The following is a 23,005-nucleotide window of genomic DNA, read 5'->3' as shown; positions in this document are numbered from 1 at the left end:
GTATCGACTCCATAAATTTTATGCGTGATTGTAGCGAAAATTCGCGCTTTTTAGATTTGCGTGAATCCTTTGAATCGCCACTAGATTCGCATTAGATTTGTTAGATTCGTGCCTTTTGTCGATTCGACAATCTTTGCTAAAATATCCATTCATTCCCCTTTATAATACGCGCCCACAAATACCAAAGCCAATGCTTGATTGAAGCGGTAGGCTAGATAAGCATCTAGCTCAAATCCTGCGACATAATGGCAATATTCAGCACAAGAGGGTCTAGTCGTTGGGTGAAAGTCTATATTGGGGTCTTTTCTCATTTGTTGCCTTGCTTCTTCAAATATAGCGTTGTTTGTAGAAAAATTATTATGTAAAATCAGCATTTGTGCTTGGTAATATTGCGTAGCAGCGAGTTTTTTGATTTCGCTACTTGTTATAAATGCAGAGCCTCTATCCCAAATTTCTCCACCATAAAGATGCAAATAACTATCAGCATAAGGTGCATACGATTGCATAAAACGAAGAATATCCTCCCAAGAAGCCTTTGTTTTATAATCTAATACATGTTTATTCCATTCGCCCACTGCGTATTTTACACCTTCTTCATCAATGTCATATTCTGTTAATTCTGGAGCGGGAATGTGCTTCAACTCCCAAAATGTAAAATACTCCAAATCCTCTTGATTCACATTCATTAACTCCCAAAGCTCATTGTATGCTATGCCTAATTTATTGTGCTTTGCTTTTGGGATTATAAGCTCTTTTGAAGCAATGTCATAGCCTTTGAGATTCAGCGCATTTATGGTGTGCCACTCTTTTTTGATATTTTTTTCATTGAAAGGCTTATCGCCATAGATATTTGTGTGTAATTCTATTTTATCTTTAAAATTATTTTGCGTGTATTCAAAAGATTCGCTTTTAAGGGGTAAGTAAGATTTCATTGTAGATTCATCTTTTAGAAACTCTCTTTTAATAGAATTTGGGATAATGTCATAGATGAAGTCATAAAGTGTAAGATTTTCAGTGTTATCAGCAAGTGTAGTCCAAACATCATCAATGCCATAATATGATTCGTTGTTTGCATTATTTCTCTCTTGCAACTTCATCTTTGCGATTGCTTCATAAATGTTGAGATTCCTGCCATTGTAAGTGAATCTAAAATGCTCACTCATAAAGTCTTTGTATTTCAATTTTGGATTTTGCGTTAATTCTTTGTGCCTTTCATAGAGTTTGATAGTCTGCCATTGCGAGAAAATGAGCTGGGCAAATGGATATTGCTTTACCAAAAGCGAAAATTCATCATTGTGATTTTTATGAAAATTTAGGACTTCAAAAATAATGCGTTTAGGCAGTGGAATCCCAAAGGCATTGTAGTCTTTGTCTTGGAGGTTTGCTAAATCTTGCGGTGTGATTAAGTCTTTGTTGCGCCCATCCCAATTCAATGAATCATATTTGCTTACTAGCTCAAATCGTATGTTAAGAATATTGTAGTCAAACATAGCATTTGCGACATTTAGCGTGAGAAATAGCAATAGCGCGAGAAATCGTAGTTTTGGCATTACAATCCTTTGTATTTTTAAAATTTAAAAGCGCAATTATAGCGAATCATTGAGCGATTTTAGATTCGCGCCTTTTAGTGCGATAGTCATAGCCCTTTTGTAAAAATCATCAAATTTTTTAGGAAAAAGTAAGTATTTAATCACACCTTTGGGATTATGCAACTCAAAATGTAGCAAACTAAACACATCAAGCGCAATCCACTCCCACGCAAATCCATTGCACCAATCTACCATTTTGCCTTCTTTTGCCTTGATAGTAGCAATCTCTTGTGCCAAAAAGCCATTTTTACGCAAACGCTCCATAAAATTTTCGTGCGTTTCTTGCGAATACTCTGTATCCAAATATTCCTCAAGTAAATATATCCAATTATCCGTATGATTTAACTTGCGCAAACCATTGCGTTTGGCAAATGTGGCGATTTCATCACTTGTCGCATATCGCATTGCTATGAGCTCATAAAATGGTGCACCAAAATGCCTATTTACCACCACAAAAGCATTTGGCAAAGTGATATACGCCACAATATCCTTTGCCAAAAGCACCCCATTGCCCTTGCAGACGATACTAGGCTTGTATGGATAATCATTAAAGATAATTTTATCTTTTTGGATTATCGTGCTAGGTGGCATTTGTGCGGTGTTTTTACTATTTAGATTCACTTACAATGTCCTCCCAAAATTCATAATCAAACGCGTGAATCTTGCCTAATTTTTATTACTCTCTACAATAAACCGCTCTAATTGCGCCATAGCCTTGCCTGAATCAATGAGCGATTCCGCCATTTTCACGCCTTGCGCTATATCGCTCACTTTGTCTGCCACATAGAGTGCAGCCCCCGCGTTGAGACACACGGCTTCTCTTTTCGCCCCGCGCTCTTTGCCACTTAAAATCTCACGCGTGATTTGGGCGTTTTGCACCGCATCGCCCCCGCGAATCTCATCTTTTTGGCGCAGTGGATAGCCAAAGTCGCTAGGCGCGATTTCATACTCTCTAAACTGCCCCTCTATCACTTCACACACGGCGGTTTTCGCGCTCACGGAGATTTCATCAAGTTTGTCCTTGCCATAGACTACCATTGCGCGTTTAACGCCTAAATTATTCATAACTCGCGCCAAAGGCTTCACAAGGCTTTCATCATACACGCCCATAAGCTCCATATTCGCACCAGCAGGGTTTGAGAGCGGTCCTAAAATATTAAAAATCGTCCTAATGCCTAGTTCTTTGCGAATGGGCGCGACATAGCGCATAGCGATATGGTAATTTTGCGCAAAGAGAAAGCAAATGTGGATTGTTTGCATTAGCTCCAAACTGCGCTCAGGCGGGAGATTGATATTTACGCCTAATGCTTCTAGCACATCGGCTGCGCCACTTTTGGAGCTTGCCGCGCGGTTGCCGTGCTTTGCCACGCTTACCCCCGCACTTGATACCACAAGGGACGCGGTAGTAGAGATATTAAACGAATTTGCGCCATCGCCCCCTGTGCCGACAATTTCAAGCACATTGTGATTATGTAAAAGTTTCACGCAATGCTCCCGCATACTCATCGCGCTACCAGTGATTTCATCGATACTCTCGCCTTTTAGGCTTAATGCAGTGAGATATGACGCCATCTGCGCTGGACTCGCAATGCCCTGCATAATCTCATCCATCACTTCTTTTGCCTGAGCGAAACTCAAATCTTGCTTTTGTGTGAGTGCCAAAATCGCTTCTTGTATCATTTTATCGCCTTTTTAAGTTGAAGTTTTTAGAATCTATTGCGCTTGTTTGGTAAAAAGCTGTGTCCAATACGCCTGCCCTTGATAGAAAAACAATCCAACCCCAATGCTATCAAAATCTTTGGTTAAAATATTAGCACGATGACCGGGTGAGTTCATCCAGCCATTTACCACTTCATAGGCGTCTGCTTGCCCAGATGCGAGATTTTCCCCACTTACAATGTAGTCAATGCCAAATTCCTCAAACACCGTGTAAAAATTCCTGCCATCAGGGCGTTTGTGGTCAAATAAGCGCACGGTTTCTTTTGCTCTTTTTAGTGCGGCTCTGCTTAAATCTTCATCATAAAAGACATCATTGTAGATTCCATTCGCTCTGCGGGCTTGGTTCGTTAGAGCGATAACTTTTTGGACTTCACTTTGGGTGTCTTGTATTTCTTTGGCAAGGAGCGCGACTATGTATTGCATATTATTTTTTTCATATAAGCCAATGCTAAGATAATCATATTTTTGACTAAAGATGTCAGCGGAGTTTTTCTCTACTAGGTGTTTTGTCAAATCTGTGGTTTGCATATTGCCATAAGTGGCGAAGACTCGATAAAATGAAATGTCTAAATCAATGTTTTTAAACAGCGCGCCAATGGTTGATTTTTGCCTTAAAATGGTGTTATCATAGGCAAGCAAATACGCCACTCTATCGGCAATTCTTTGCAGGGTTTTGTGATTTTGGAGTGTGGGGAGATTGGCATTAAAGCGGTAGTTGTTAATAATGCCTGCTAAATCTTGCTGGTCGTATTGAATGCTTTGAGCAAGTGCGTGTGTGTTTAGAAAAAACAGGCTTATAAAAAAGAGTTGGTATAGCTTTGCCACGACTTTCCTTTGATTGGAGATTCTGTATTTGACGAGGGTTTAAGAATCTTGCTTGGCAATTTTGTTTTGTAATCGCTCCCACTCATTTAATCGTTGCATAAAAATCACTTGGAGTTTTTTGGGTTTAAGGTGTGTAGTGCGCTCAAACTCCTTAATTTGCTTGATAACTTCGAGCAAATCTTTGATTTTCATCGTTACAGATGACACATTTGAGTTGTAATCTTCACTTTGGGTGTAGTGCTGGATTTGCTTCGCATTTCTTGGCTTGATTTTGGTTTTAAGAGAAATATCGCGCCTCCCACAATACTGCACAAAAGAAGCCTGCACGGCAAAAGTCCTAAATACATCGTTTAAAATGACATAATCCCCTTGCTTATCCTTTATGTCATTTGGGCTAAACTTCGTTTTAATGCCTTGTTGCTTGGTCGTGCTTAGGGCTGGTTTGTCGATAGATTTACTGGGAGATTTTTGCGTGGTGGTTGATTTAGATTGTTTTTTAGGCATTGCCACTCCTTATTTTTTATTACAAGGCACGATTATAGCACTTATTTTAGAGAAATGTGTATTGTTTTTTATTTTTTGTGGAGTTTTTGTTTTGTGAATGTATTTTTGTAACAACAGATTCTATCGTATCTTGCGCATCTTGTGTGTGCCAAGTTGTAGGATTTGAGATGGAGTGCTTTGAAACAAATCTCTTGAATCTAGCACCACTATATCGCTTTTTGCTATTGCCTCATTGCGTTTGAAGTCCGCCTTGTGTGTGTTGGCTGATGATGAAAAGAGCGCACCAAAAATTTGTAGCACGCGTTGTTGTTTTGGTTGGGATACAAGGCGAATGGCATTGCCATTTGGGAAAATGAAAGTTGTTTTAGCTTGTCTTAGAGTTGCTTGTCTTATGCGATTTTTATGTGTGTTTGGGACGCGGGAGAGCATTTTTAGTGTGGCGAGATTGGGAGATTCTATAAGTGTTTTTGTCTTGGGGTTTCTGTTTTTAATGTGATTAAGCCTTGCGCTATTTTTGCATAAAAAGCCCGCCGTGGTATCACTTTGGGCTAAGATGACACTATCGCCTATGGTGTTTGGGCGAAGTGTATTTACGCTATTGGCAGTTATAGCATTCAATGCTTCTATCCATAGTATCAAGCCCCTCATCAATCTCTGGGCTTTGTGAGCGTAAGTAATAGGTGCTTTTTAGCCCTAATTTCCACGCAAGCATATAGATTTCGTTAAGGTATTTGCCACCTGCTTTGTCAAGGCGCATAAAAATATTAGTGCTTTGTCCTTGGTCTATCCATTTTTGTCGCACGGCAGCGGCTTTTATGATAAGTGTTTGGTCTAAATCATACGCTGGTGTGTAAAAGTTATAAGTATCTAGTGTGAGATTTGGCACGACTACGGGAATCACGCCACTTAAGTTTTCCTCAAACCATTTGCGTTTATACACAGGCTCGATAGTCTGTGTCGTGCCAACGAGAATTGAAATCGAGCTAGTAGGAGCAATCGCCATAAGATAGCCATTTCTCATACCTTGCTCTTTAACCTTTTGGCGCAAAGAACTCCAATCACAAGAATCTTTAAACAAACTTCTATTGACAAGTTTGAGTGCTTCTTTGTTTGCCATATCAATGGGGAAAATGCCTTTGCTCCAATTACTGCCATCAAACTGCTCGTATTTGCCCTTTTCTTTTGCTAAGTCGCTACTTGCACTAATGGCATTAAAGCTAATGCACTCCATAATCTCATCGATTTTTTGTAAATGCACATCGCTTCCCCATTCAATCTTTTGTGTAGCAAGCATTTGTGCTTCACCCATTACACCAAGTCCTATGGCGCGATTTTTAAGGTTGGTGGTTTTTACCTTGCGATTTGGATAGAAATTGAGTTCAATGACATTATCAAGCATTCTAATCGCTATTGGCAACACGCGCTCAATGTCCTCTTTTGTGTGAATCTTGCTTAGATTTATGCTCGCTAGATTGCATACAGCAGTCTCTCCAGCATTTTCATCTTTGCAGATTCTTTGCGTGATAAAGACTTTTTTGCCATTAAGAGAATCTATGCTTGTAAGTTTGTTCGCCTTTTTGGTAATATTGTTGTCGGTTGTTACTTCTTGCATTTCAGCATACTCAGCGATACTTCCATCTTCAAACTCTACTTGCACGACATAAGTATTTGGCTTGGTATTTTGGAAAATCTCGGTGCAGAGGTTTGAGCTTCGTATGATTCCAGCGTGTGCGTTTGGATTGACACGATTGGCATTATCTTTAAAGCACAAAAATGGCATTCCTGTTTCAAAATAATTGGTGAGAATCTTTTTCCACAGCTCTTTTGCGCTTACATTGCTTTTGATAAGCGTTGGATTGTTTTCATATTCGATATATTTCGCCTCAAACTCTTCACCATAGAGTTCTGTGAGTTCTGGGCACTGATATGGGTCAAAGAGCGTCCATCGCCCATCTTCTTCCACGCGTTTCATAAACAAATCACAAATCCATAGTGCAGGAAACAAGTCGTGAGTTCGGCGTCTCTCTTCGCCAGAGTTCTTACGCAAATCGATAAATTCATTTACATCATAATGCCACACTTCTAAGTAAGTGGCGATTGCGCCTTTGCGTGTGCCGAGCTGGTCAACCGCAATGGCGACATCGTTGGTGATTTTTAAAAACGGCACAACGCCACCCGCAGCGTTTTTATGCCCATCGATAAAACTTCCAAGTCCGCGCACCTTAGAATAATCCCAGCCGATTCCACCACCATACTTGCTTAGCAACGCCATTTCTTTGTAGGCATCAAAGATTCCCTCGATATTATCAGGCGTGCTCCCCACATAGCAAGAGCTTAGCTGATGACGCGGTGTGCGTGCGTTTGCAAGCGTGGGCGTGGCACAAATCACCTCAAATTTAGAAATCATATCGTAGAATTTGATTGCCCACTCATTGTTGTCTTTTTCATTTTGCGCGAGAAACATCGCGATTGCCATAAACATATGTTGAGGTAGCTCAATAGGCTGATTGTCTTTATCTTTTAGCAAGTAGCGGTCGTAGAGCGTTTTAATACCAAGATAATTAAATTGCAAATCCCGCTCTGGCTGAATGTGAGAATCTAGTAAATCTAAATCAAATTTTTCTTTTAATCCACGCACGATTTTGCCTTGAGATTCTGCATTTTCAAAGTAGTCGCGTAAATGCTTATAGCCTGTGAAGCGACTAACTTTATGATAAAGGTCATAGAGGAAAAGTCTTGCTGCTACAAAAGTCCAATTTGGCGCATCGACATCGATTTTATCCACAGCGGTTTGGATAAGGGTATTTTGGATTTCACCAGTGGTGATTTTGTCTTTAAAGTGGATTTTTGCATCAAGTTCTAACTCACTTGAGCTCACGCCCTCCAAGTTTTCTGTGGCACTTGAGGTGTATTTTTTGATTTTAGAGACATCTAGTGTTTCAATGCGTCCGTCTCGTTTGATTACAGTAAATGTGTTTAGCATACATTCTCCTTTATTTATATTCTATAAATTCATCTAAAGTAATGCGGTATCGCTTACTCTGTGGCTTAATCCTATATCCAAACGCCAGCAAAAGCGTGATTTGCTCCGCACTATCTAGCTTAAAATACTGCTCTAATGGGGCTTTTTCAAAGCCCTCAATCATACAAGTATCAATCTTTAGATATGAAGCGTAATCCATCATCGTAGTTGCGGTGATATAGCTTTGTAATGCCGCCCAATAGCCAATCTTATATTCATCATAACCCTTGTCTTTGAGGTAGTTTGTATAGCGTTCCTCATAGGCTTTGAGTTGTTCGGGTGTTTTTTGCTTGCGTGCCATAGCCTGCTTTATATAGTTGCTTGGCGGGATAAGCTGTGTAGTGAGGGTTTTAAAAATTACAAGCTCGCTTGCGGTAGTGATTTGAGCTTGATTCCAACAAAGTGGCTGTATGTCTTGCCTAACCTTTGGATTTTTTATCACCATTATGCGTGTAGGCTCCATACCAAAGGAACTTGGCGCATTAAGCCCCACTTGTAAAATATTTTGAAATACTTCAGTTGGGATTTTTTTATCTTCATCAAAAATTTTGCAAGCGTGCCGAAAAGCAACGCCCTCCAAAAATGTATCCATTCTCTCTCCTTAGAATCATTTGTAATTTTAAGATAGATTGCTTTGCTAAGAGGCTTTGGGTTAAAATCTCTTAAAATCAAGCACCTGCAATTTCTAATAAAAGCTCTAAAACCACGATATTTGAGGTAAGCGTGAGTATCGCAGAATCAAACTTCGTGTTGTTAAAATAGAGCGATATTATACCCAAATTTTGGAGCAATTTTTAGGAAAAAAATGTGGCAAAAATGAGAATCTCGCACTATTGGCAAGGGCAATAAAAATTTTCATATTTGTCTAACAGTAGGCTTTTGGGCGTATGTTTTGATTTGCAAATAACCCAAACAAGACACTCCAATCCACACTTACTTTTTACATCTATAAATAATAGCTGGGGGGAAGTTTTTCCACACAATTTTTGGAATCTCCACATTGCCGAATGTTTTGGTAAGTTTCTTTGCAAATTTTCTCCTGCGAAATGGCGAGAACGCAAAGGCATAAACAAACGCCACAAAATATCCACCCTCATTGAGACATTCATAAATCATAGCTAAGAGTTCATCTTGTTGTGTATCTTTGAAAAATGTCCAAGGCAAACCAGAAATAATGCAATCAACTTTTTGTATGTCTTTTTGGGCTAAAATTTCTTTGAGATTCTGCGCACAATTTATTTCTATATCCACATTGCTAATTTTTTTAGCAAGTTTTTGCGCCATTTTTTCGTTGATTTCGATAGCCAAAAATTGCGCATTCTTATTCTTTTTTTGCACTATTGCTTGTGTAAATGCGCCTGTGCCAGCCCCAAGCTCTACAATGTGGGTTGCAGATTCTAAAGCGATGCCGTGTGTGATGGCAAGAGCGAGCTTTTTAGAGCTAGGCAGTATCGCGCCTGTTTGTTTTGGCTTCTTTAGAAAATTAAACACAAACATTATGGCAACCTTTGTTGAGACTTGAGCTCTGCGTCATAATCTTTGTTTGCCCTTAGTCCCACCATTCTTTTGCGTGGAGTGAAATCGGTGCTAAATAGACTGCGGTGTGGCTCAAAGCCATCAATGTGGAATCCCAAAATATCAATAAACGCGTGGATAAAGTCATCATTCATAAATGGCGTATTTTGCGCGGCTTTAAGCCTTGCGTAAGTTTGTGGGTGTTTGCGTATAAATGTATCGCTCACATAAATAATAAATGGAATCTCAAGCATAAAGCGTGAAATGGTAATATCATTATGCCCGCCCATATTAAGGCTATCAAATACTTCTTCGCCGTGGTCGGAGAAATAAAAGACAATGCTATCGCCTTGTTCAAATCGCTTGAATATTTCGCTCAACACAAAGTCATTATAAGCAGTGGCATTGGCATACTCAGCGATAGTTTTTGCTCCTCGCTGGCTTGTTATGTCTTTTTGAGTGAAAATATCAAATGTTTTTGGATAGCGTTTGTAATAAGTGGCGTGGTTACCCATTAAATGCAGAGTGATAAACACATTTTCTTTTTCATTTTGTTGGAGAGATTTATCTAAAATGGGCAGGATATTGCCATCTGGCTTTGAGCCATCAAAAGAAGAGCTTATGCTTAGCCAATGGAGTTCGTCATTACGATTAAAAATACTTGTGCTTGCTTTCGCCCACACGCTATAACGCTCTTGGTTAGAAATGCCAATGGTTTTGTATCCTGCAAGCCTTGCTATATCGATGATATTTAAGTGCGTGTGCCAAGGCGTGTGTAAATCCTCTTGATTGGCGAAAGTGAGTGTTTGCGAGAGAGATTCTGAAGTGGTAACTTGAGAGGAGATAACATCAGTAAAAACAAGCAAATTTTTTGGTGAGTTTTGGCGTAGGGCGATGAGGTTGGGCGTGTTTGGCAGGTAGTAACCATAAAGTTGCATTAAATTTCGTTGCGCAGATTCTCCAATGATTAAGGCAACGGTGTCAATTTTGTCTTTGGTTTGTATGGGAGAGAATCCAATGTCTTTAATAGAGCCCTCAAAGTCTATGGCTAAATTTTCAAATTGGCGGATTTGCTCACGGACTTTTTTAAACGCACTATAAATAGAGGTAGTGGCGTTGTAGAGCACATCACTTTGACGCTCATCTGGGGGGCGCAAGCGAAAAATGTGGATAGCGATAAGCAGAACAAGCAGGGCGATAAATATCACCCAAACAACTCTGCCCCCCCCCCTCAATGACTTTTTAGAATCTAATGGTGCTACTTTCCCAACCAATGCTTTGGCGATATAATCGCCTCTCATATATACAAAAGCCAAAAGCAATATAATCGCTAGGTAAGATAATATAAGCCATACATCAAAATATGTAAAAAGAAATTCTTGCGATTCATTGGGGTTGGTCTCAAAGGCGACTCCCACGAGATATTCATTAAGCGTTCCACCAAAATTATAGGCTAAAAAAACATTCACCAAAAGCAACACAACGCTTAACAGGACTGCGAGATTCACAATTATTGATTGTATCCACTTCAAAGGAATGTAATGTATCACACAAAACACCGCAAAATAAGTGCAAAAAAGCATTGCCTCACGGAAGAAAAAGCAATAAAACCAATAGGAGTCAAAAAATTTTGGGAGATTGTAAAATTGTGCTAAAGTGATGTATAGCGAGTTTATCACAAATAGCAACACAAAATTTTTCACCAAAAAACTATCGTTTAAAAACATCTACAAACTCCGACTTAGTTTATTTTTTCGCATTTGCCCTTTTTCGCAAGTTTGGCTCTAAAATCTTTTTGCGGATTCTAAGATTTAGTGGCGTGATTTCTAAAATCTCATCTTCTTCTATCCACTCTAATGCCCGCTCTAGCGTTAAATCACGCGGTGGGACGAGTTTAATCGCCTCATCTGCCCCGCTTGAGCGCATATTAGTAAGGTGCTTTGCCTTTATGGGATTTACATCTAAGTCATTGTCCCTGCTGTGCTCGCCTATCACCATTCCCACATAGACTTTTGCCTGTGGCGCGATAAATAGCACCCCTCGCTCTTGAATATTAAAAAGCGAAAATCCTGTCGCCTCGCCTGCTTCCATAGAGATGAGTGCGCCATTTTTGCGCGACTCCACGCTCCCGCTAAATGCGCGAAACTCTAAAAAGCTATGATTCATCACCCCCTCGCCCTTTGTATCGGTCAAAAACTCGCTACGATAGCCGATAAGCCCTCGCGCAGGGATTTCAAACTCCAATCGCGTAAATCCATCGCCCATAGGATTCATCGCTTTCATTTCTGCCTTTCTGCGCCCAAGTCGCTCGATAATCGTCCCGCTAAAGTCCTGTGGCGTGTCGATTACCAAATGCTCAAAGGGCTCTTTTTTTACGCCCTCTTCTTCTTTGATTATCACTTCGGGGCGTGAAATGCTAAACTCAAAGCCCTCGCGCCTAAGATTCTCCGCTAAAATAGTGATTTGGAGCTCGCCTCTCCCACTCACGCGGAATTTCCCCTCGCCCATTTCCTCGCACCGCATTGCGATATTTGTCTGCATTTCTTTGAGCAATCTATCTTTGATTTTGTTTGCTGTGATATGTTTGCCCTCCGTGCCAGCGAGCGGGCTATCATTCACCGCGAAATACACGCTCATCGTGGGCTCTTCTAAGTGCATAGGGTCTAGGGGCATAGGATTGTCCTTATCGACTATGGAGTCCCCCACATCAACGGCATTAAACCCCGCAATAGCGACAATATCTCCCGCTCCCGCGCTCTCTATCTCGGTGCGGGCAAGTCCCATAAAGCCGATGAGTTTGGTGATTTTGCCGACTTCTTTTGTGCCGTCCCCCTTGGCAAGCATCACGGATTCGCCCTTTTTGACAACGCCATTAAACACCCGCGCAATGCCGATTTTGCCGACATAGTTGTCATAATCTAGCGTGAAAACCTGCATTTGGAGCGGATTTTCGCTGCTCCCACTAGGCGCGGCGACAGATTGCAAAATCGCCTCAAACAACGGCTCTAAATTCTTTTTTTCGTCCTCTAGATTCTTGATTGCATAGCCGTCCCGCGCCGCTGCATAAATCACGGGGAAATCTAGCTGTTCATCGCTCGCACCCATCGCCACGAATAAATCAAAGACTTCATCTACCACTCTATCAGGCTCGGCGGCGGGTTTGTCGATTTTATTTACCACGACAATGGGGCGGATTCCAAAGCCTAGTGCCTTTTTTACGACAAATTTGGTTTGTGGCATCACGCCCTCTTGCGCATCGACAAGCAGTAGCACACCATCGACCATTTTTAGCACGCGCTCTACTTCGCCTCCAAAGTCCGCGTGTCCGGGCGTGTCGATAATGTTGATTTTCGTGCCTTTGTAGTTTATGGCGGTGTTTTTGGAGAGGATTGTGATACCGCGCTCTTTTTCTAAGTCGTTGCTATCCATTACGCGCTCATCGACTTTTTCGCGCTCGCTAAATGTGCCTGATTGGCTTAAAAGCCCATCTACTAATGTCGTCTTGCCGTGGTCTACGTGAGCGATAACGGCGATATTGCGGATATTTTGTGTGTCTTGCATTGATAATACCTTTGTGATAATCTTGCCAAAAAGGCGTAATTATAAAATATTTGTGCTTAAAAGGTTATAAAATTGTTTGCAAAATATGCCGTAATTCTTGCGTAAGGGAATCTAAGGGCAGAAATTTGGCTGTTGGAAATTGTGTGTGATTAAAAGTGGTTTGTCTTTTGGCAAGCTGAGCGGTGTGCGTGGCAATTTCCTCGCACAGCACATTTATATCTTGCTCTTTTGGCGTGAGATTAAGGTAGCGGAGCGTTTCTTTTATCCCAATAGCCTTAAATGCTTGAGAATCTAGAGGGTAGCGTTGTGATAAAAACTTCACTTCATCAATAAGCCCTTTATCAATCATTTGTCGGGTGCGCTTAAAAATCCTCTCTCTTAATGTTTCTCTTGGCATTTGGAGGGAAAAAATACAAAGATTCTCTAATGCGGGCATTGTAATTTTTTTATGCGTGGCGAAATATGCGCTTGGCGTGCTATGCGTGGCGAAGTAAATCTCTAAAGCCCGCTGGATTCTATAAGTGTCATTTGGCGAAATGTTTGCACAATACGCGCTATCTATGCGTTGCAAAAACTCAAATGGCTTATCTATGGATTGTGCGTGCGCAATGATTTGGCTATTTAGCTTTGGCATCGGGCTAAGCCCATCGACCATACTTTTAAGATAAAAGCTACTCCCACCCACAAGCAAAAGTGCGCGTTTGCCTTTTTGTTTTGAGGTTTGAATGGCTTTGTCTAAAAGATTCCAAAAAGTCATTACATTGCATTTTTGATGTGGCTCTAAAATATTGATACCGTAATGCGTTATTTCATTGAGTTCATCTATGCTGGGCTTAGCAGAGGCGATGTCAATGTATTTGTAAATACTTAGGGAATCAAGTGAAAAAATTTCAATGTCAAATTCCCTTGCAAGTGCTAAGCCAAGTGCGCTTTTGCCACTTGCACTTGCACCAATGAGCGCGATTATCCGCATCAAGATTCTAAAAGCGCATAGTAGTTTTGTAAAAATACACGATTGCCAATGCCATCAAATGTCCGCAGTTTTGCTTCTTGTAGCGCAAGCTCTAATGCGTTAATCGCCCAAGCACTCTCATACACAGGGATAAGCCCCATATTGTTAAAGCGCACAATGCTTGTTTTGATATGGTCTTGCCCGCCCGCAGCATTTATATGAAATGTATTTTTTAGAATCTTACGCAGTGGCGCAGCATTTGTCTCATCATAGATTACGCTCATCGCTAGAGCAGGGGACTTTGGATAAATGTGTAAGCCAAGTGCCTTTAGTGCTTCATTCATCGCTAATGCACGCGCTTTTGTGTGTTTATACACACGGTGTATCCCGCCATTTTCTTGCACGATGCGAAAATATTCCTCCAAGCCCTGAATGATTGTGGTAGGGGCAGTCCAAGCGGTGGTGTTGGCACTTTGGTTTTTAAGCTCGGTTTTGAGGTTAAAATAAAAGCCAATGTTGCGTTCATTTGCCATATCAATAGCATTTTGCGAGAGCCCAATAATGCTAAGACCCGGTGGGAGCATAAATGCCTTTTGTGAGCCACCGATAAGCGCGTCAATGTGGCTTGTGTCAATGGGTTCGACACCCATCGCTGTGATGCCATCAGCCACAACCATTGCATTTGGCTTGATTTTTTTAAGCTCTTTGGCGATTTGCTCAACGGGGTGGCGTAAGCCCCCAGCAGATTCGCACACTTGCACGCAAAGACAATCAAGCGCGCTATCTGCCTTAAACGCTTCTATGACTTCTTCCACGCTCACAGGCGTATCCCAATCGTGGATAATCTCAGCGTAATCAATGTTGTATGCTTTAGCGATTTTGCCAAACCGCTCGCCAAATTTTCCACTATTGATTACTAAGAGCTTTTGTTTGCAAAAGGTTCTTACGCACGATTCCATTGCTCCACTTCCACTAGAAGCGAGCATGAGCACTTCTGGCATATTTAATAAGTCTTTTAGATTCTCGCGCACGCGCGAGAAAATCGCCTCAAACTCTGGCGTGCGGTGGTGTAAAGTAGGCTCACTCATCGCCTTGCGAATAGATTCTAAAACGGGGGTTGGTCCGGGTGTGAAAAGTAACATTACGCGCTCCTTTAGGTTTATGATGTGAGAATCTAGCTTTTAAAGAGGGATTCTAATGCCTCTACGCCCTTTTTCTCTACGCTTTCATCTTTTGATTCTTGTGTATCGCTTGTTTGTGTCTCTCCAGCCAACGCAATCTCTTTGAGCTCGATTTCACAATCACACAGCATTGAAGCAAGGCGAATGTTAATGCCCTTTTTGCCAATGGCTTTACTTTTTTGGTCGGATTTAATTTGCACAATGGCTTTTGGCTTGGCTTTATTGTCTGTGGAATCTTTGAGATTCTCATCTTGAGTGGAATCTAAGGGCTCTTTTAGCACTTTTATGCTCGTTACTTGAGCAGGTGCGAGTGCGCGGGCGATGAATTGTTCTAAGGTTTGGCTGTATTCCACACAATCAATATTTTCACCATTGAGTTCGGCACTCACAGCATTGATACGCACGCCCTTTACTCCCACACAACACCCCACAGGGTCAATCCTTGCGTTGTTTGTCCAAATGGCAATTTTTGCTCTTTCTCCGGGGATTCTCGCGCTTTTGTGAATGTGGATTTCATCATCTTTGAGCTCGGGGACTTCAAGGCGTAATAATTCCTCTAAAAACTTTGGTGCGGTGCGAGAGAGCTCCAAACGAATACCATTTTTTCCCACACCTACGAATTTTAATAATGCTTTTATGGTTTGCCCGACTTTAAATTTCTCGCCTTTGATTCTGTTTTTTTGAGGCAAAATTGCGCGGATTGCATTGATTTCTACAAAGGTATTTTCCTCATTATCTATCCCCACGACCACTCCAGCGACAATTTGGTGGAGTTTTTCTTTGAGGCTATTTAAAAGTTGCTCTTCCATTTCTCGCTGTAAATTATTCTCAATGCTTAAAAAAAGTTTGTTGATTGCCCCTCTTTTCATAGAATCTAAACTGAGCTCGTATTCAAGCGTATCGCCTACATTTATGTTGTCTTCACTCACTTTAGAAATAGCGATAAAATTGGGGTTTTCATTTGCCACACGCTCATCATCATCTGCGCATACTTGCACTTTATAAAAAAGCCTAAGTGTGCGCATTTTTTCATCTTCTTCGATGAAGTATTCGTAATCTTGGTTGATTTCTTCTTTAGCGATTTGTAAAATGCCCTCTTTGACGATATTGCAAACAGATTTAGATTCTATGCCTTTTTCGTAAGCAATGCTATCAATAATGTCTAAAATTTTTTCCATAATGCTACTTGTATCCTTTGATTTTATTTTAGCAAGATTTGCAGAGGTATAATTTTAATCAAAATTCGCTTAATAAATGCAAAAATTTTGGTAAGTTTTAGTTATACTTGCGTTTTTCTTAAAAGAGATTTTATAGCAAAGTCTTAGATTCTACACTCTTAAGGGGTAAATTATGGAACTTCAAATCGCTAAAGCAGATATTAAAGACAAAAAGTCTCCAGCCAAAATCACTCTTGATGAGGTAAAAAAGCAATATGGGGAAGGCAAGCATATTTTTTACTTCGATGGGAGCAATGCCCATAAAGATATGCAAAAGGCTAAAACAACGCTAGAGAAAGCAAATTTGCGCGTGAAACTCAATGAAGTGCGCTATGGACTTGATGCAAATAATTATATTTATGAGATTCACATTATTTAGCCCGAATTCAACATTGCATTAACAAATACTTAAAATACACAATGGGTGAAAAAAAACTTTATATCCAAACGCTTGGCTGTGCGATGAATGAGCGAGATTCCGCGCATATTGTCGCTGAGCTTGCACAAAAAGAGCATTACACACTTACCGCAAATCCACAAGATGCAGATTTAATCATCATTAACACTTGCTCTGTGCGTGAGAAACCAGAACGAAAACTTTTTAGCGAAATTGGTGCATTGGCGCGGGGTAAAAAAAGTGGTGCAAAGATTGGAATCTGTGGTTGCACGGCGAGCCATTTGGGCGAAAGCATTATCAAAAAGTCAAAAGCTGTGGATTTCGTGCTTGGCGCGAGAAATACCTCTAAGATTACTCAAGTGCTTCACACGCCAAAAGCCGTTGAGGTGGATATTAACTACGATGATAGCACTTATGTGTTTGCTTCACCTCAAACAATGGGAATCAAAGCGCATTTAAATATTTCGATTGGCTGTGATAAAAAATGCAGCTATTGTATAGTGCCTTTTACGCGTGGCAAGGAAATTTCTATCCCAGAAGAGATTTTGCTAAACGAGGCACGCAAACTTGCACAAAATGGCGTAAAAGAACTCCTACTTTTAGGGCAAAATGTCAATAATTATGGCGTGAGATTCTCTATTCCACATAAACCAATGAATTTCACACAACTTTTACGCTCTTTAAGTCAAATTGATGGTATCTCTCGCATTCGTTTTACTTCCCCGCACCCACTTCATATGAATGATGAATTTTTACACGAATTTGCAAACAATAAAAAAATTTGCAAGTCCATTCACATTCCTTTGCAAAGCGGTTCGACAAAGATTCTCAAAGCGATGAAGCGCGGTTATACCAAAGAGTGGTATTTAGAGCGTATAGAAAAGCTCCGCCATTTTTTGCGTTTGGCTGGATATAGCGATGTTGGAATCGGGACGGATATTATCGTGGGATTCCCAACAGAGAGCGAAGAGGACTTTGAAGATACATTAGAAGTGGTGCGAGAAGTGGGGTTTGATACGATTTATAGTTTTGTGTATTCGCCTCGTCCGCATACGAGTGCGTATAATATTGATAGTGCGTTGCTTGTAGATTCCCTCGTGGCAAAGGAACGATTGGCGCGATTACAGAATCTGCATAAAACACTGCTTGCTAAGCGCGCTAAAAGCGAAATCGGCAGAGTGTATGAAGTGCTAGTAGAAAATTATAATGAATCTCAGGGCTGGAGTGAGGGGCGTAGCGATAGTAATCGGCTTATTAGGATTGATGATTATAGAGGTGAGGTGGGCGAGTTTGTCAATGTGCGTGTTACAAAGGCTAAGGGTGGGGCATTAAGCGCGCAAATTGCGCGATAATCGCCATTAAAGCTTGCTTAGTTCTTTGGCGCGATTGATAGATTCTATGCCCGCTTGCATTATCGCACCGCGCACCGCGCATTTCTCAAGCACCGCCAATCCTCGCGCTGTCGTGCCTGATGGCGAAGTTATAGAGGTTTTAATGTCTTTTGGCGATGTGTTTGCAAGCAATGTGGCAAACCCTTTAAAAGTTTGAGCGACTAACTCCGTGCTTTGGCTGTGTGTAAGTCCATTATACACGCCACAATCAATTAAAGATTCTGCGATGAGGGCTAGAAATGCAGGCGAACTTCCACTTGTAGCGATTGAAGCATCGATTAAGTCTTCGTTATCTACTAGCACGCAATTCCCAAAACTCTCAACAAGCCTTATAACGCGCTCTTTGTCGGTATTTGGGTTTTTGATATACACACAACTTGCTGATTGTGCGTAGAGTGCGCCTACATTTGGCATTATGCGCACGATATTGCGTGCGTTGATATGGGATTGTAGGTTTTTTACGCCAATGCCCGCCATCACCGAATACACAATGCCAGCCTCGCCTTTATATGCAAACGCACTAAATGCGTGGGGCTTCACGCATAAAAGCACCTCGCAATCTTGCACATCAATGTGAGAATCTGCCTTGAGCGCGTTAATGCGGAGATTTTCTCTCTTAGAGTAAGTGCGTAAAAACTCGCATAAAGCCTGTGCTTTTGTTTCATCACGCCCAGTGATAGTAATCTCATATTCCTTGCTAAGTCCAGATTCTATGATTCCAGCCCCAATAGCCCTTGCCATATTGCCATAGCCGATAAAAAGTAATTTTTTCATCTCCACTCCTTACAATAAATTTATTACTTAAAACTTGCTTATTTGCCGTGAAAGATAGCCGATAAAAACAAAATAGGCAATAAAAATGCTATTATCGCATATATTTCAATAGATAATAGAGTAAAAAAGTTCTCTGTGCGTTGCTTTTTAGCAAAGAAATTTAGCACAAAAGGTGCAATAAAAAGCATTGCAATGATTGTGATGATAAGTAGTGGGGCTATTCCTTTCAAAACCACAATCGCCACTAACAAACCACAAACACCACTCGTTATGCCTGTAAGTGCAAGTAAAAATGTGTGGCGAGAGAAAAGACTGCACACAAGGATAGTGAGTAAAACATTGTATGCTGTGCCACATATTGTGTGTTCGGTATTACCACATAACCCTACAAGCACACCAAAAAAATAATGTGAATCAATATGTAAAATGCCAGCAATGATAAGCAAAACAATACTTATATAAAAACCAAGCTCAAAACTCCACACAAATCGTGCTATTTGTGCGCTTGAGGTGGGATTTAGACCTTTGTTTTGTAGCGTTGTTTGGATATTGTGGCTAAAAAATTTCATACGCTTTGGTATTTTACTTTATTCAAATTATAACAGATTATTTATTGTTGTTGGGTGTTTGCCTCATCTTTTTCATAATACATTCTAATAGGCTCTGCAATGGAGTATTGCGGATAATTGATGCTATCTAGGACGACTTGTGCCATTGTTTTATTATCAAAGTTAAACACAATGGGAGCGAGAAAGTTTATGGTAGAGTTTTCGATAGGATTTTGCAAAACCATAATGTTAGCAACAAGCATATTTTTGCAAGTATCTAGTTCAAGCAACACTTTTAACGCAGTGGGAATCTCAAACTCATAATTGCGTAGCAAGAATGGATTTACTAGGGTAAAGGTAGGCACGCCACCATCGCCATCTGGGTTGCTAATACGCATAAAAAGGTCATCAATTTGTTCAAACTCCATCTGCATTACATTCTCAAAGCCTAAAATCGGCGACTTCACTTCAAAAAGCATTATCTCACTCCTGCACTTAAAATTGTGGAAAAGCCTTGTAATTTGTTTAAGTATATACTTTAAATTGTGTATAATACCACTTTTAGTAAAAATTACATAAACAAAAATAATACCATATTCATACAATCTCTTTGAGATTCTATGAGAATTGGCGTGTAAATTTATTTATAAAGGTGAGAAAATGAAACAAATATCCCTCATTATCTCTTGTGCCTTGCTTTGTTTGGGTTGGTTTAGCGCGTGTGCGCAAAAAGAAGTCCAATACAACAAAAGCGCGGCATATTGGTATGAAAATATTTTAAAAGAAATCAATTTTGGGAATCTTGAGGGCGCAGATTCTCATTATTCCTCATTGCAATCAGAGCATATTAACTCTCCACTTCTGCCAGAGGCTATGCTTATTTTAGCTCAAGCCCATATGGATAGAGAGGAATATTTGCTCGCGAGTTTTTATATCGATGAGTATGCGAAGCGATTTTCTACTTTTAGCGACCAAGATTATTTAGGATTTCTTAAAATTTTAGCCAATTATTATGGATTTAAAAACTACGCCAAAGACCAAGAATTTCTCTACCGCGCGGTTGATGAGACGCAAGCATATCTCAATGATTTTCCAAATAGTCGGTATAAGCCATTTGTGGAATACATTTTTATTAAGTTTAAGCTAGGCGAAAATGAGCTTAATACCTCTATCGCTAATGTTTATAAGCGCAAGGGCAAGACGCAGGCGCAAGATGATTATCTCTCGCGCAATCAAGAAATAGCCCAAGACATTAAGATTAAACCATCTCATATCCCGTGGTATGTGAGAATCTTTAATTGGTAAATCAAAAATTACACGCATAAAGGCATACAAATGAAACCAGAATCCATTTCTTTTCCATTAAGCACCCCCATTTTTATCCACAACGATGCCCTTGTCTATCCATTTATGATTACTCCGCTTTTTGTCAGCGATGAGGAAAATATAAAAGCTATTGATAAGGCATTAGATTCACACAACGGACTTATTTTTATCGCGCAGGCGAAAGAGGAAAATGGCTTTTATGGTGTGGGCACGATAGGGCTTATCGTGCGTAAATCTGCCTCGCCCGATGGCAGGGTAAAAGTCCTCTTTCAAGGCATAGAGCGCGCCAAGATTATAAGTGTGAATAATCAGAGCGATGATGAGGGATTAAGCGGGTTGATAAACGCCCACCCTTATAAAGCGTATGAGGAAAGCACAGCAAACGCACTTTTAGAGGTTTTACGCGAAAATGTGAGAATCTTAGCAAACACAAGTCAGCATTTTTTTAGCAATGTGGATATTTTGCGTGCGATTGATGAGGATTATGATGCGAATCGCGTGATTGATAGAGTAGCTTCGAGCTTGCATTTGGTCAAAGATACGGCGTATGAGCTTTTTGCTCAAGATGATGTGTTGGTGAGATTAGAGCTCATCGTGCAATATGTAATGGAAGAAGTCCGCGCACAGCGATTACAAAAAGAAATCAAATCCAAAGTGCATAATAAAATGGAGCAGGTGAATAAGGAATATTTCTTAAAAGAGCAAATGAAACTTATCCAAAAGGAGCTCGGCGAGAATCCAAAAGATGAGGAAATAGAAGCCTACAAACAAAAACTTGAATCACTCAAAAAGTATATGAATGAGGACGCGTATAAGGAGATTAAAAAGCAAATCCAACGACTAAGCAGAATGCACCAAGACAGCGCAGATGCGAATTTGTTGCAAAATTATGTCGAGTGGTGCTTGGAGATTCCTTTTGGGAAGTTTTCTCAAGCAAAGATTTCTATAAACGCCATAAATAAGCAACTCGATAGCGACCATTACGCGCTTAAAAGTCCTAAAGAGCGCATTATTGAGTATTTTTCAGTGCGTGAGCTTTCGCTGAAGCGTAAGGCGAAACTTAAAGATTCTAAAGGCACGATTTTATGCTTTTATGGACCACCGGGCGTGGGCAAAACAAGCCTTGCAAACTCTATCGCTAAAGCCACCAAACGCGCATTAGTGAGAATCGCACTCGGTGGAATGGAAGATGTCAATGAATTGCGCGGGCATAGACGCACTTACATCGGTGCTATGCCCGGACGCATTACACAAGGGCTTATCGAAGCAAAGGAAATGAATCCTATCATTGTGCTTGATGAAATCGATAAAGTTGGCAAAAGCTATCGTGGCGACCCTTCAAGCGTGCTTTTAGAGATTTTAGACCCCGAGCAAAATGTCGCCTTCCGTGATTATTACACCAATTTTAATTTAGATTTATCTCAAGCTATTTTTATCGCTACGGCAAATGATATTAGCTTCATCACTCCGCCCTTGCGCGATAGAATGGAGTTTATTGAAATCTCAAGCTACACGCCGAGCGAGAAATTTAACATCGCTAAGAAATATCTTATCCCCCAAGAGCTTAAAAAACACGCCCTGCAAAGCAATGAAGTAAGCATTAGCACCCAAGCTCTCAAAGAAATTATCGAAAAATACACTAGAGAAGCTGGCGTGAGAAGTTTGCGCAGGCAAATCGCAAGCATTATGCGTAAAAGTGCCCAAGAGATTTTAAAACTTGAAATTGCCAAAGATTCTAAAAACACTAAGACGAGTGTAAAGGAAGCAAAAGGCGTGCGAGGGAAAAATCCTAAAGTTTCTATCACACCAAAGAATCTCCCCAGCTTCTTAAAGAAAATTATTTTTGAAGTAACAAGCGCAGAGGGCAAAGATAGGATAGGTGTAACTAATGGACTTGCTTGGACGAGCGTGGGTGGAGATGTGTTAAAGATTGAGGCGATTAAAATTAAAGGCAAAGGGAATCTTACGCTTACGGGAAGTTTGGGCGATGTGATGAAAGAATCTGCCAAAATTGCGCATTCTGTGGTAAAGACACTTTTTGATAAAAAAACACTTCATTCAAAAGACAAAAAATCGTATAAAAACCAAAAAGAGAGCAAAGATTCTAAAAATAGTGAGGCACAAATTTATAATTGCTATGACATTCACCTGCATATACCAGAGGGTGCTACGCCAAAAGACGGACCAAGTGCGGGAATCACAATGGCGTGCTCCCTTGCTTCGATTCTTAGTGATAGGGCAGTGAGGGCAAATGTGGCGATGACAGGCGAACTTACTTTAAGTGGCGCGGTGTTGCCTATTGGTGGGTTAAAGGAAAAGCTCATTGCTGCACATAAGGCTGGGATTAAAAAAGTGTTAATTCCTAAGAAAAATTTGGAACGCGATTTAGAAGAAATTGATGATGAGGTGAAACAAAGTATGCAAATTGTGGGTGTAAGCACGATTGAAGATGTGCTCAAACTCGCGCTTGTGTAAAAATTATAA

Annotated in this window: 22 protein-coding genes; 4 read left to right on the top strand and 18 right to left on the bottom strand. The window is 40.6% G+C overall.

Annotated elements, in window-relative coordinates:
* Positions 1 to 18: 18 nt before the first annotated feature.
* From ACWIWK_RS00670 to nusA, 15 genes are all read right to left on the bottom strand, one after another.
* Positions 19 to 153, bottom strand: a complete 135-nt coding sequence (locus tag ACWIWK_RS00670; protein WP_454149916.1) for a hypothetical protein — start codon at positions 151 to 153, stop codon at positions 19 to 21.
* Positions 150 to 1,550 carry a hypothetical protein gene (locus ACWIWK_RS00665; protein WP_454149914.1) on the bottom strand — a complete coding sequence of 467 codons (1,401 nt, stop codon included), beginning with the start codon at positions 1,548 to 1,550 and terminating at the stop codon, positions 150 to 152. Before ACWIWK_RS00665 ends, ACWIWK_RS00670 begins: the two co-directional genes overlap by 4 nt.
* A gap of 36 nt (positions 1,551 to 1,586) precedes the next feature.
* On the bottom strand, positions 1,587 to 2,210 hold the full coding sequence (locus ACWIWK_RS00660; protein ID WP_454149912.1) for a hypothetical protein: 624 nt from the start codon (positions 2,208 to 2,210) through the stop codon (positions 1,587 to 1,589).
* Positions 2,211 to 2,255: 45 nt separating this feature from the next.
* A complete protein-coding gene (trpD, locus tag ACWIWK_RS00655) occupies positions 2,256 to 3,269 on the bottom strand; it encodes an anthranilate phosphoribosyltransferase (RefSeq protein WP_454149911.1) in 1,014 nt (337 codons plus the stop codon).
* A gap of 33 nt (positions 3,270 to 3,302) precedes the next feature.
* Positions 3,303 to 4,133 (bottom strand): CAP domain-containing protein, encoded by an 831-nt coding sequence (locus ACWIWK_RS00650; RefSeq protein WP_454149909.1) that lies wholly within the window; start codon positions 4,131 to 4,133, stop codon positions 3,303 to 3,305.
* A gap of 39 nt (positions 4,134 to 4,172) precedes the next feature.
* Positions 4,173 to 4,637, bottom strand: a complete 465-nt coding sequence (locus ACWIWK_RS00645; protein ID WP_454149908.1) for a hypothetical protein — start codon at positions 4,635 to 4,637, stop codon at positions 4,173 to 4,175.
* A gap of 120 nt (positions 4,638 to 4,757) precedes the next feature.
* Positions 4,758 to 5,285 carry a Sua5 YciO YrdC YwlC family protein gene (locus tag ACWIWK_RS00640; protein ID WP_454149906.1) on the bottom strand — a complete coding sequence of 176 codons (528 nt, stop codon included), beginning with the start codon at positions 5,283 to 5,285 and terminating at the stop codon, positions 4,758 to 4,760.
* On the bottom strand, positions 5,233 to 7,620 hold the full coding sequence (locus ACWIWK_RS00635) for a ribonucleoside-diphosphate reductase subunit alpha (RefSeq protein ID WP_454149904.1): 2,388 nt from the start codon (positions 7,618 to 7,620) through the stop codon (positions 5,233 to 5,235). The genes ACWIWK_RS00640 and ACWIWK_RS00635 overlap by 53 nt, the downstream gene beginning before the upstream one ends.
* A 10-nt stretch (positions 7,621 to 7,630) precedes the next feature.
* On the bottom strand, positions 7,631 to 8,251 hold the full coding sequence (locus tag ACWIWK_RS00630) for an NAD(P)H-dependent oxidoreductase (protein ID WP_454149902.1): 621 nt from the start codon (positions 8,249 to 8,251) through the stop codon (positions 7,631 to 7,633).
* A 341-nt stretch (positions 8,252 to 8,592) separates the two neighbouring features.
* Positions 8,593 to 9,156 (bottom strand): class I SAM-dependent methyltransferase, encoded by a 564-nt coding sequence (locus ACWIWK_RS00625; protein WP_454149900.1) that lies wholly within the window; start codon positions 9,154 to 9,156, stop codon positions 8,593 to 8,595.
* Positions 9,156 to 10,724: a phosphoethanolamine transferase gene (locus ACWIWK_RS00620; protein ID WP_454149898.1), complete on the bottom strand. Its 1,569-nt coding sequence runs from the start codon at positions 10,722 to 10,724 to the stop codon at positions 9,156 to 9,158. The genes ACWIWK_RS00625 and ACWIWK_RS00620 overlap by 1 nt, the downstream gene beginning before the upstream one ends.
* 196 nt (positions 10,725 to 10,920) lie before the next feature.
* Positions 10,921 to 12,735 carry a translational GTPase TypA gene (gene typA, locus ACWIWK_RS00615; protein ID WP_454149896.1) on the bottom strand — a complete coding sequence of 605 codons (1,815 nt, stop codon included), beginning with the start codon at positions 12,733 to 12,735 and terminating at the stop codon, positions 10,921 to 10,923.
* Between the two features lie 64 nt (positions 12,736 to 12,799).
* Positions 12,800 to 13,708, bottom strand: coding sequence for a tRNA (adenosine(37)-N6)-dimethylallyltransferase MiaA (gene miaA, locus ACWIWK_RS00610; protein WP_454149894.1), 909 nt, complete (start codon positions 13,706 to 13,708; stop codon positions 12,800 to 12,802).
* On the bottom strand, positions 13,708 to 14,829 hold the full coding sequence (locus ACWIWK_RS00605) for a pyridoxal-phosphate-dependent aminotransferase family protein (protein WP_454149892.1): 1,122 nt from the start codon (positions 14,827 to 14,829) through the stop codon (positions 13,708 to 13,710). Before ACWIWK_RS00605 ends, miaA begins: the two co-directional genes overlap by 1 nt.
* A 32-nt stretch (positions 14,830 to 14,861) precedes the next feature.
* Positions 14,862 to 16,046, bottom strand: a complete 1,185-nt coding sequence (gene nusA / locus ACWIWK_RS00600) for a transcription termination factor NusA (RefSeq protein ID WP_454149890.1) — start codon at positions 16,044 to 16,046, stop codon at positions 14,862 to 14,864.
* Between the two features lie 172 nt (positions 16,047 to 16,218).
* On the opposite strand from nusA, the gene ACWIWK_RS00595 reads away from it, so the two are divergent.
* Both ACWIWK_RS00595 and miaB read left to right on the top strand, forming a co-directional pair.
* Positions 16,219 to 16,464, top strand: coding sequence for an HP0268 family nuclease (locus ACWIWK_RS00595; protein ID WP_454149888.1), 246 nt, complete (start codon positions 16,219 to 16,221; stop codon positions 16,462 to 16,464).
* Between the two features lie 41 nt (positions 16,465 to 16,505).
* Positions 16,506 to 17,834, top strand: a complete 1,329-nt coding sequence (gene miaB / locus ACWIWK_RS00590) for a tRNA (N6-isopentenyl adenosine(37)-C2)-methylthiotransferase MiaB (RefSeq protein ID WP_454149886.1) — start codon at positions 16,506 to 16,508, stop codon at positions 17,832 to 17,834.
* A gap of 6 nt (positions 17,835 to 17,840) precedes the next feature.
* On the opposite strand, the gene proC is transcribed toward miaB, so the two are convergent.
* Genes proC through fliW form a run of 3 tightly spaced genes read right to left on the bottom strand, consistent with a single transcriptional unit; the run spans position 17,841 to position 19,674 of the window.
* The gene (gene proC, locus ACWIWK_RS00585; protein WP_454149884.1) at positions 17,841 to 18,647 is read right to left on the bottom strand and encodes a pyrroline-5-carboxylate reductase; all 807 of its coding nucleotides are present in this window, start codon (positions 18,645 to 18,647) and stop codon (positions 17,841 to 17,843) included.
* A gap of 38 nt (positions 18,648 to 18,685) precedes the next feature.
* The gene (locus tag ACWIWK_RS00580) at positions 18,686 to 19,216 is read right to left on the bottom strand and encodes a hypothetical protein (protein WP_454149882.1); all 531 of its coding nucleotides are present in this window, start codon (positions 19,214 to 19,216) and stop codon (positions 18,686 to 18,688) included.
* 41 nt (positions 19,217 to 19,257) lie between these two features.
* Complete coding sequence (fliW, locus tag ACWIWK_RS00575; RefSeq protein WP_454149880.1) at positions 19,258 to 19,674, bottom strand: flagellar assembly protein FliW; 417 nt, start codon at positions 19,672 to 19,674, stop codon at positions 19,258 to 19,260.
* Between the two features lie 181 nt (positions 19,675 to 19,855).
* Between fliW and ACWIWK_RS00570 the strand changes: the two genes are divergently transcribed.
* Complete coding sequence (locus ACWIWK_RS00570; RefSeq protein WP_454149878.1) at positions 19,856 to 20,500, top strand: outer membrane protein assembly factor BamD; 645 nt, start codon at positions 19,856 to 19,858, stop codon at positions 20,498 to 20,500.
* Positions 20,501 to 20,530: 30 nt separating this feature from the next.
* On the top strand, positions 20,531 to 22,996 hold the full coding sequence (gene lon, locus ACWIWK_RS00565) for an endopeptidase La (RefSeq protein ID WP_454149876.1): 2,466 nt from the start codon (positions 20,531 to 20,533) through the stop codon (positions 22,994 to 22,996).
* The last annotated feature ends 9 nt before the right edge of the window (positions 22,997 to 23,005 follow it).

The sequence above is a fragment of the Helicobacter sp. 23-1048 genome (genome assembly GCF_053654545.1).
The sequence above is the reverse complement of the archived record's forward strand: the minus strand, read 5'-3'. Positions and strand labels throughout refer to the sequence as shown.

Excerpts from the sequence above, each read along its gene's own strand:
- ACWIWK_RS00670 (WP_454149916.1), bottom strand. The coding sequence starts at position 153 with ATGAATGGATATTTTAGCAAAGATTGTCGAATCGACAAAAGGCACGAA.
- ACWIWK_RS00665 (WP_454149914.1), bottom strand. The coding sequence starts at position 1,550 with ATGCCAAAACTACGATTTCTCGCGCTATTGCTATTTCTCACGCTAAAT.
- trpD (WP_454149911.1), bottom strand. The coding sequence starts at position 3,269 with ATGATACAAGAAGCGATTTTGGCACTCACACAAAAGCAAGATTTGAGT.
- ACWIWK_RS00645 (WP_454149908.1), bottom strand. The coding sequence starts at position 4,637 with ATGCCTAAAAAACAATCTAAATCAACCACCACGCAAAAATCTCCCAGT.
- ACWIWK_RS00640 (WP_454149906.1), bottom strand. The coding sequence starts at position 5,285 with ATGAGGGGCTTGATACTATGGATAGAAGCATTGAATGCTATAACTGCC.
- ACWIWK_RS00635 (WP_454149904.1), bottom strand. The coding sequence starts at position 7,620 with ATGCTAAACACATTTACTGTAATCAAACGAGACGGACGCATTGAAACA.
- ACWIWK_RS00630 (WP_454149902.1), bottom strand. The coding sequence starts at position 8,251 with ATGGATACATTTTTGGAGGGCGTTGCTTTTCGGCACGCTTGCAAAATT.
- ACWIWK_RS00625 (WP_454149900.1), bottom strand. The coding sequence starts at position 9,156 with ATGTTTGTGTTTAATTTTCTAAAGAAGCCAAAACAAACAGGCGCGATA.
- typA (WP_454149896.1), bottom strand. The coding sequence starts at position 12,735 with ATGCAAGACACACAAAATATCCGCAATATCGCCGTTATCGCTCACGTA.
- miaA (WP_454149894.1), bottom strand. The coding sequence starts at position 13,708 with ATGCGGATAATCGCGCTCATTGGTGCAAGTGCAAGTGGCAAAAGCGCA.
- ACWIWK_RS00605 (WP_454149892.1), bottom strand. The coding sequence starts at position 14,829 with ATGTTACTTTTCACACCCGGACCAACCCCCGTTTTAGAATCTATTCGC.
- nusA (WP_454149890.1), bottom strand. The coding sequence starts at position 16,046 with ATGGAAAAAATTTTAGACATTATTGATAGCATTGCTTACGAAAAAGGC.
- ACWIWK_RS00595 (WP_454149888.1), top strand. The coding sequence starts at position 16,219 with ATGGAACTTCAAATCGCTAAAGCAGATATTAAAGACAAAAAGTCTCCA.
- miaB (WP_454149886.1), top strand. The coding sequence starts at position 16,506 with ATGGGTGAAAAAAAACTTTATATCCAAACGCTTGGCTGTGCGATGAAT.
- proC (WP_454149884.1), bottom strand. The coding sequence starts at position 18,647 with ATGAAAAAATTACTTTTTATCGGCTATGGCAATATGGCAAGGGCTATT.
- ACWIWK_RS00580 (WP_454149882.1), bottom strand. The coding sequence starts at position 19,216 with ATGAAATTTTTTAGCCACAATATCCAAACAACGCTACAAAACAAAGGT.
- fliW (WP_454149880.1), bottom strand. The coding sequence starts at position 19,674 with ATGCTTTTTGAAGTGAAGTCGCCGATTTTAGGCTTTGAGAATGTAATG.
- ACWIWK_RS00570 (WP_454149878.1), top strand. The coding sequence starts at position 19,856 with ATGAAACAAATATCCCTCATTATCTCTTGTGCCTTGCTTTGTTTGGGT.
- lon (WP_454149876.1), top strand. The coding sequence starts at position 20,531 with ATGAAACCAGAATCCATTTCTTTTCCATTAAGCACCCCCATTTTTATC.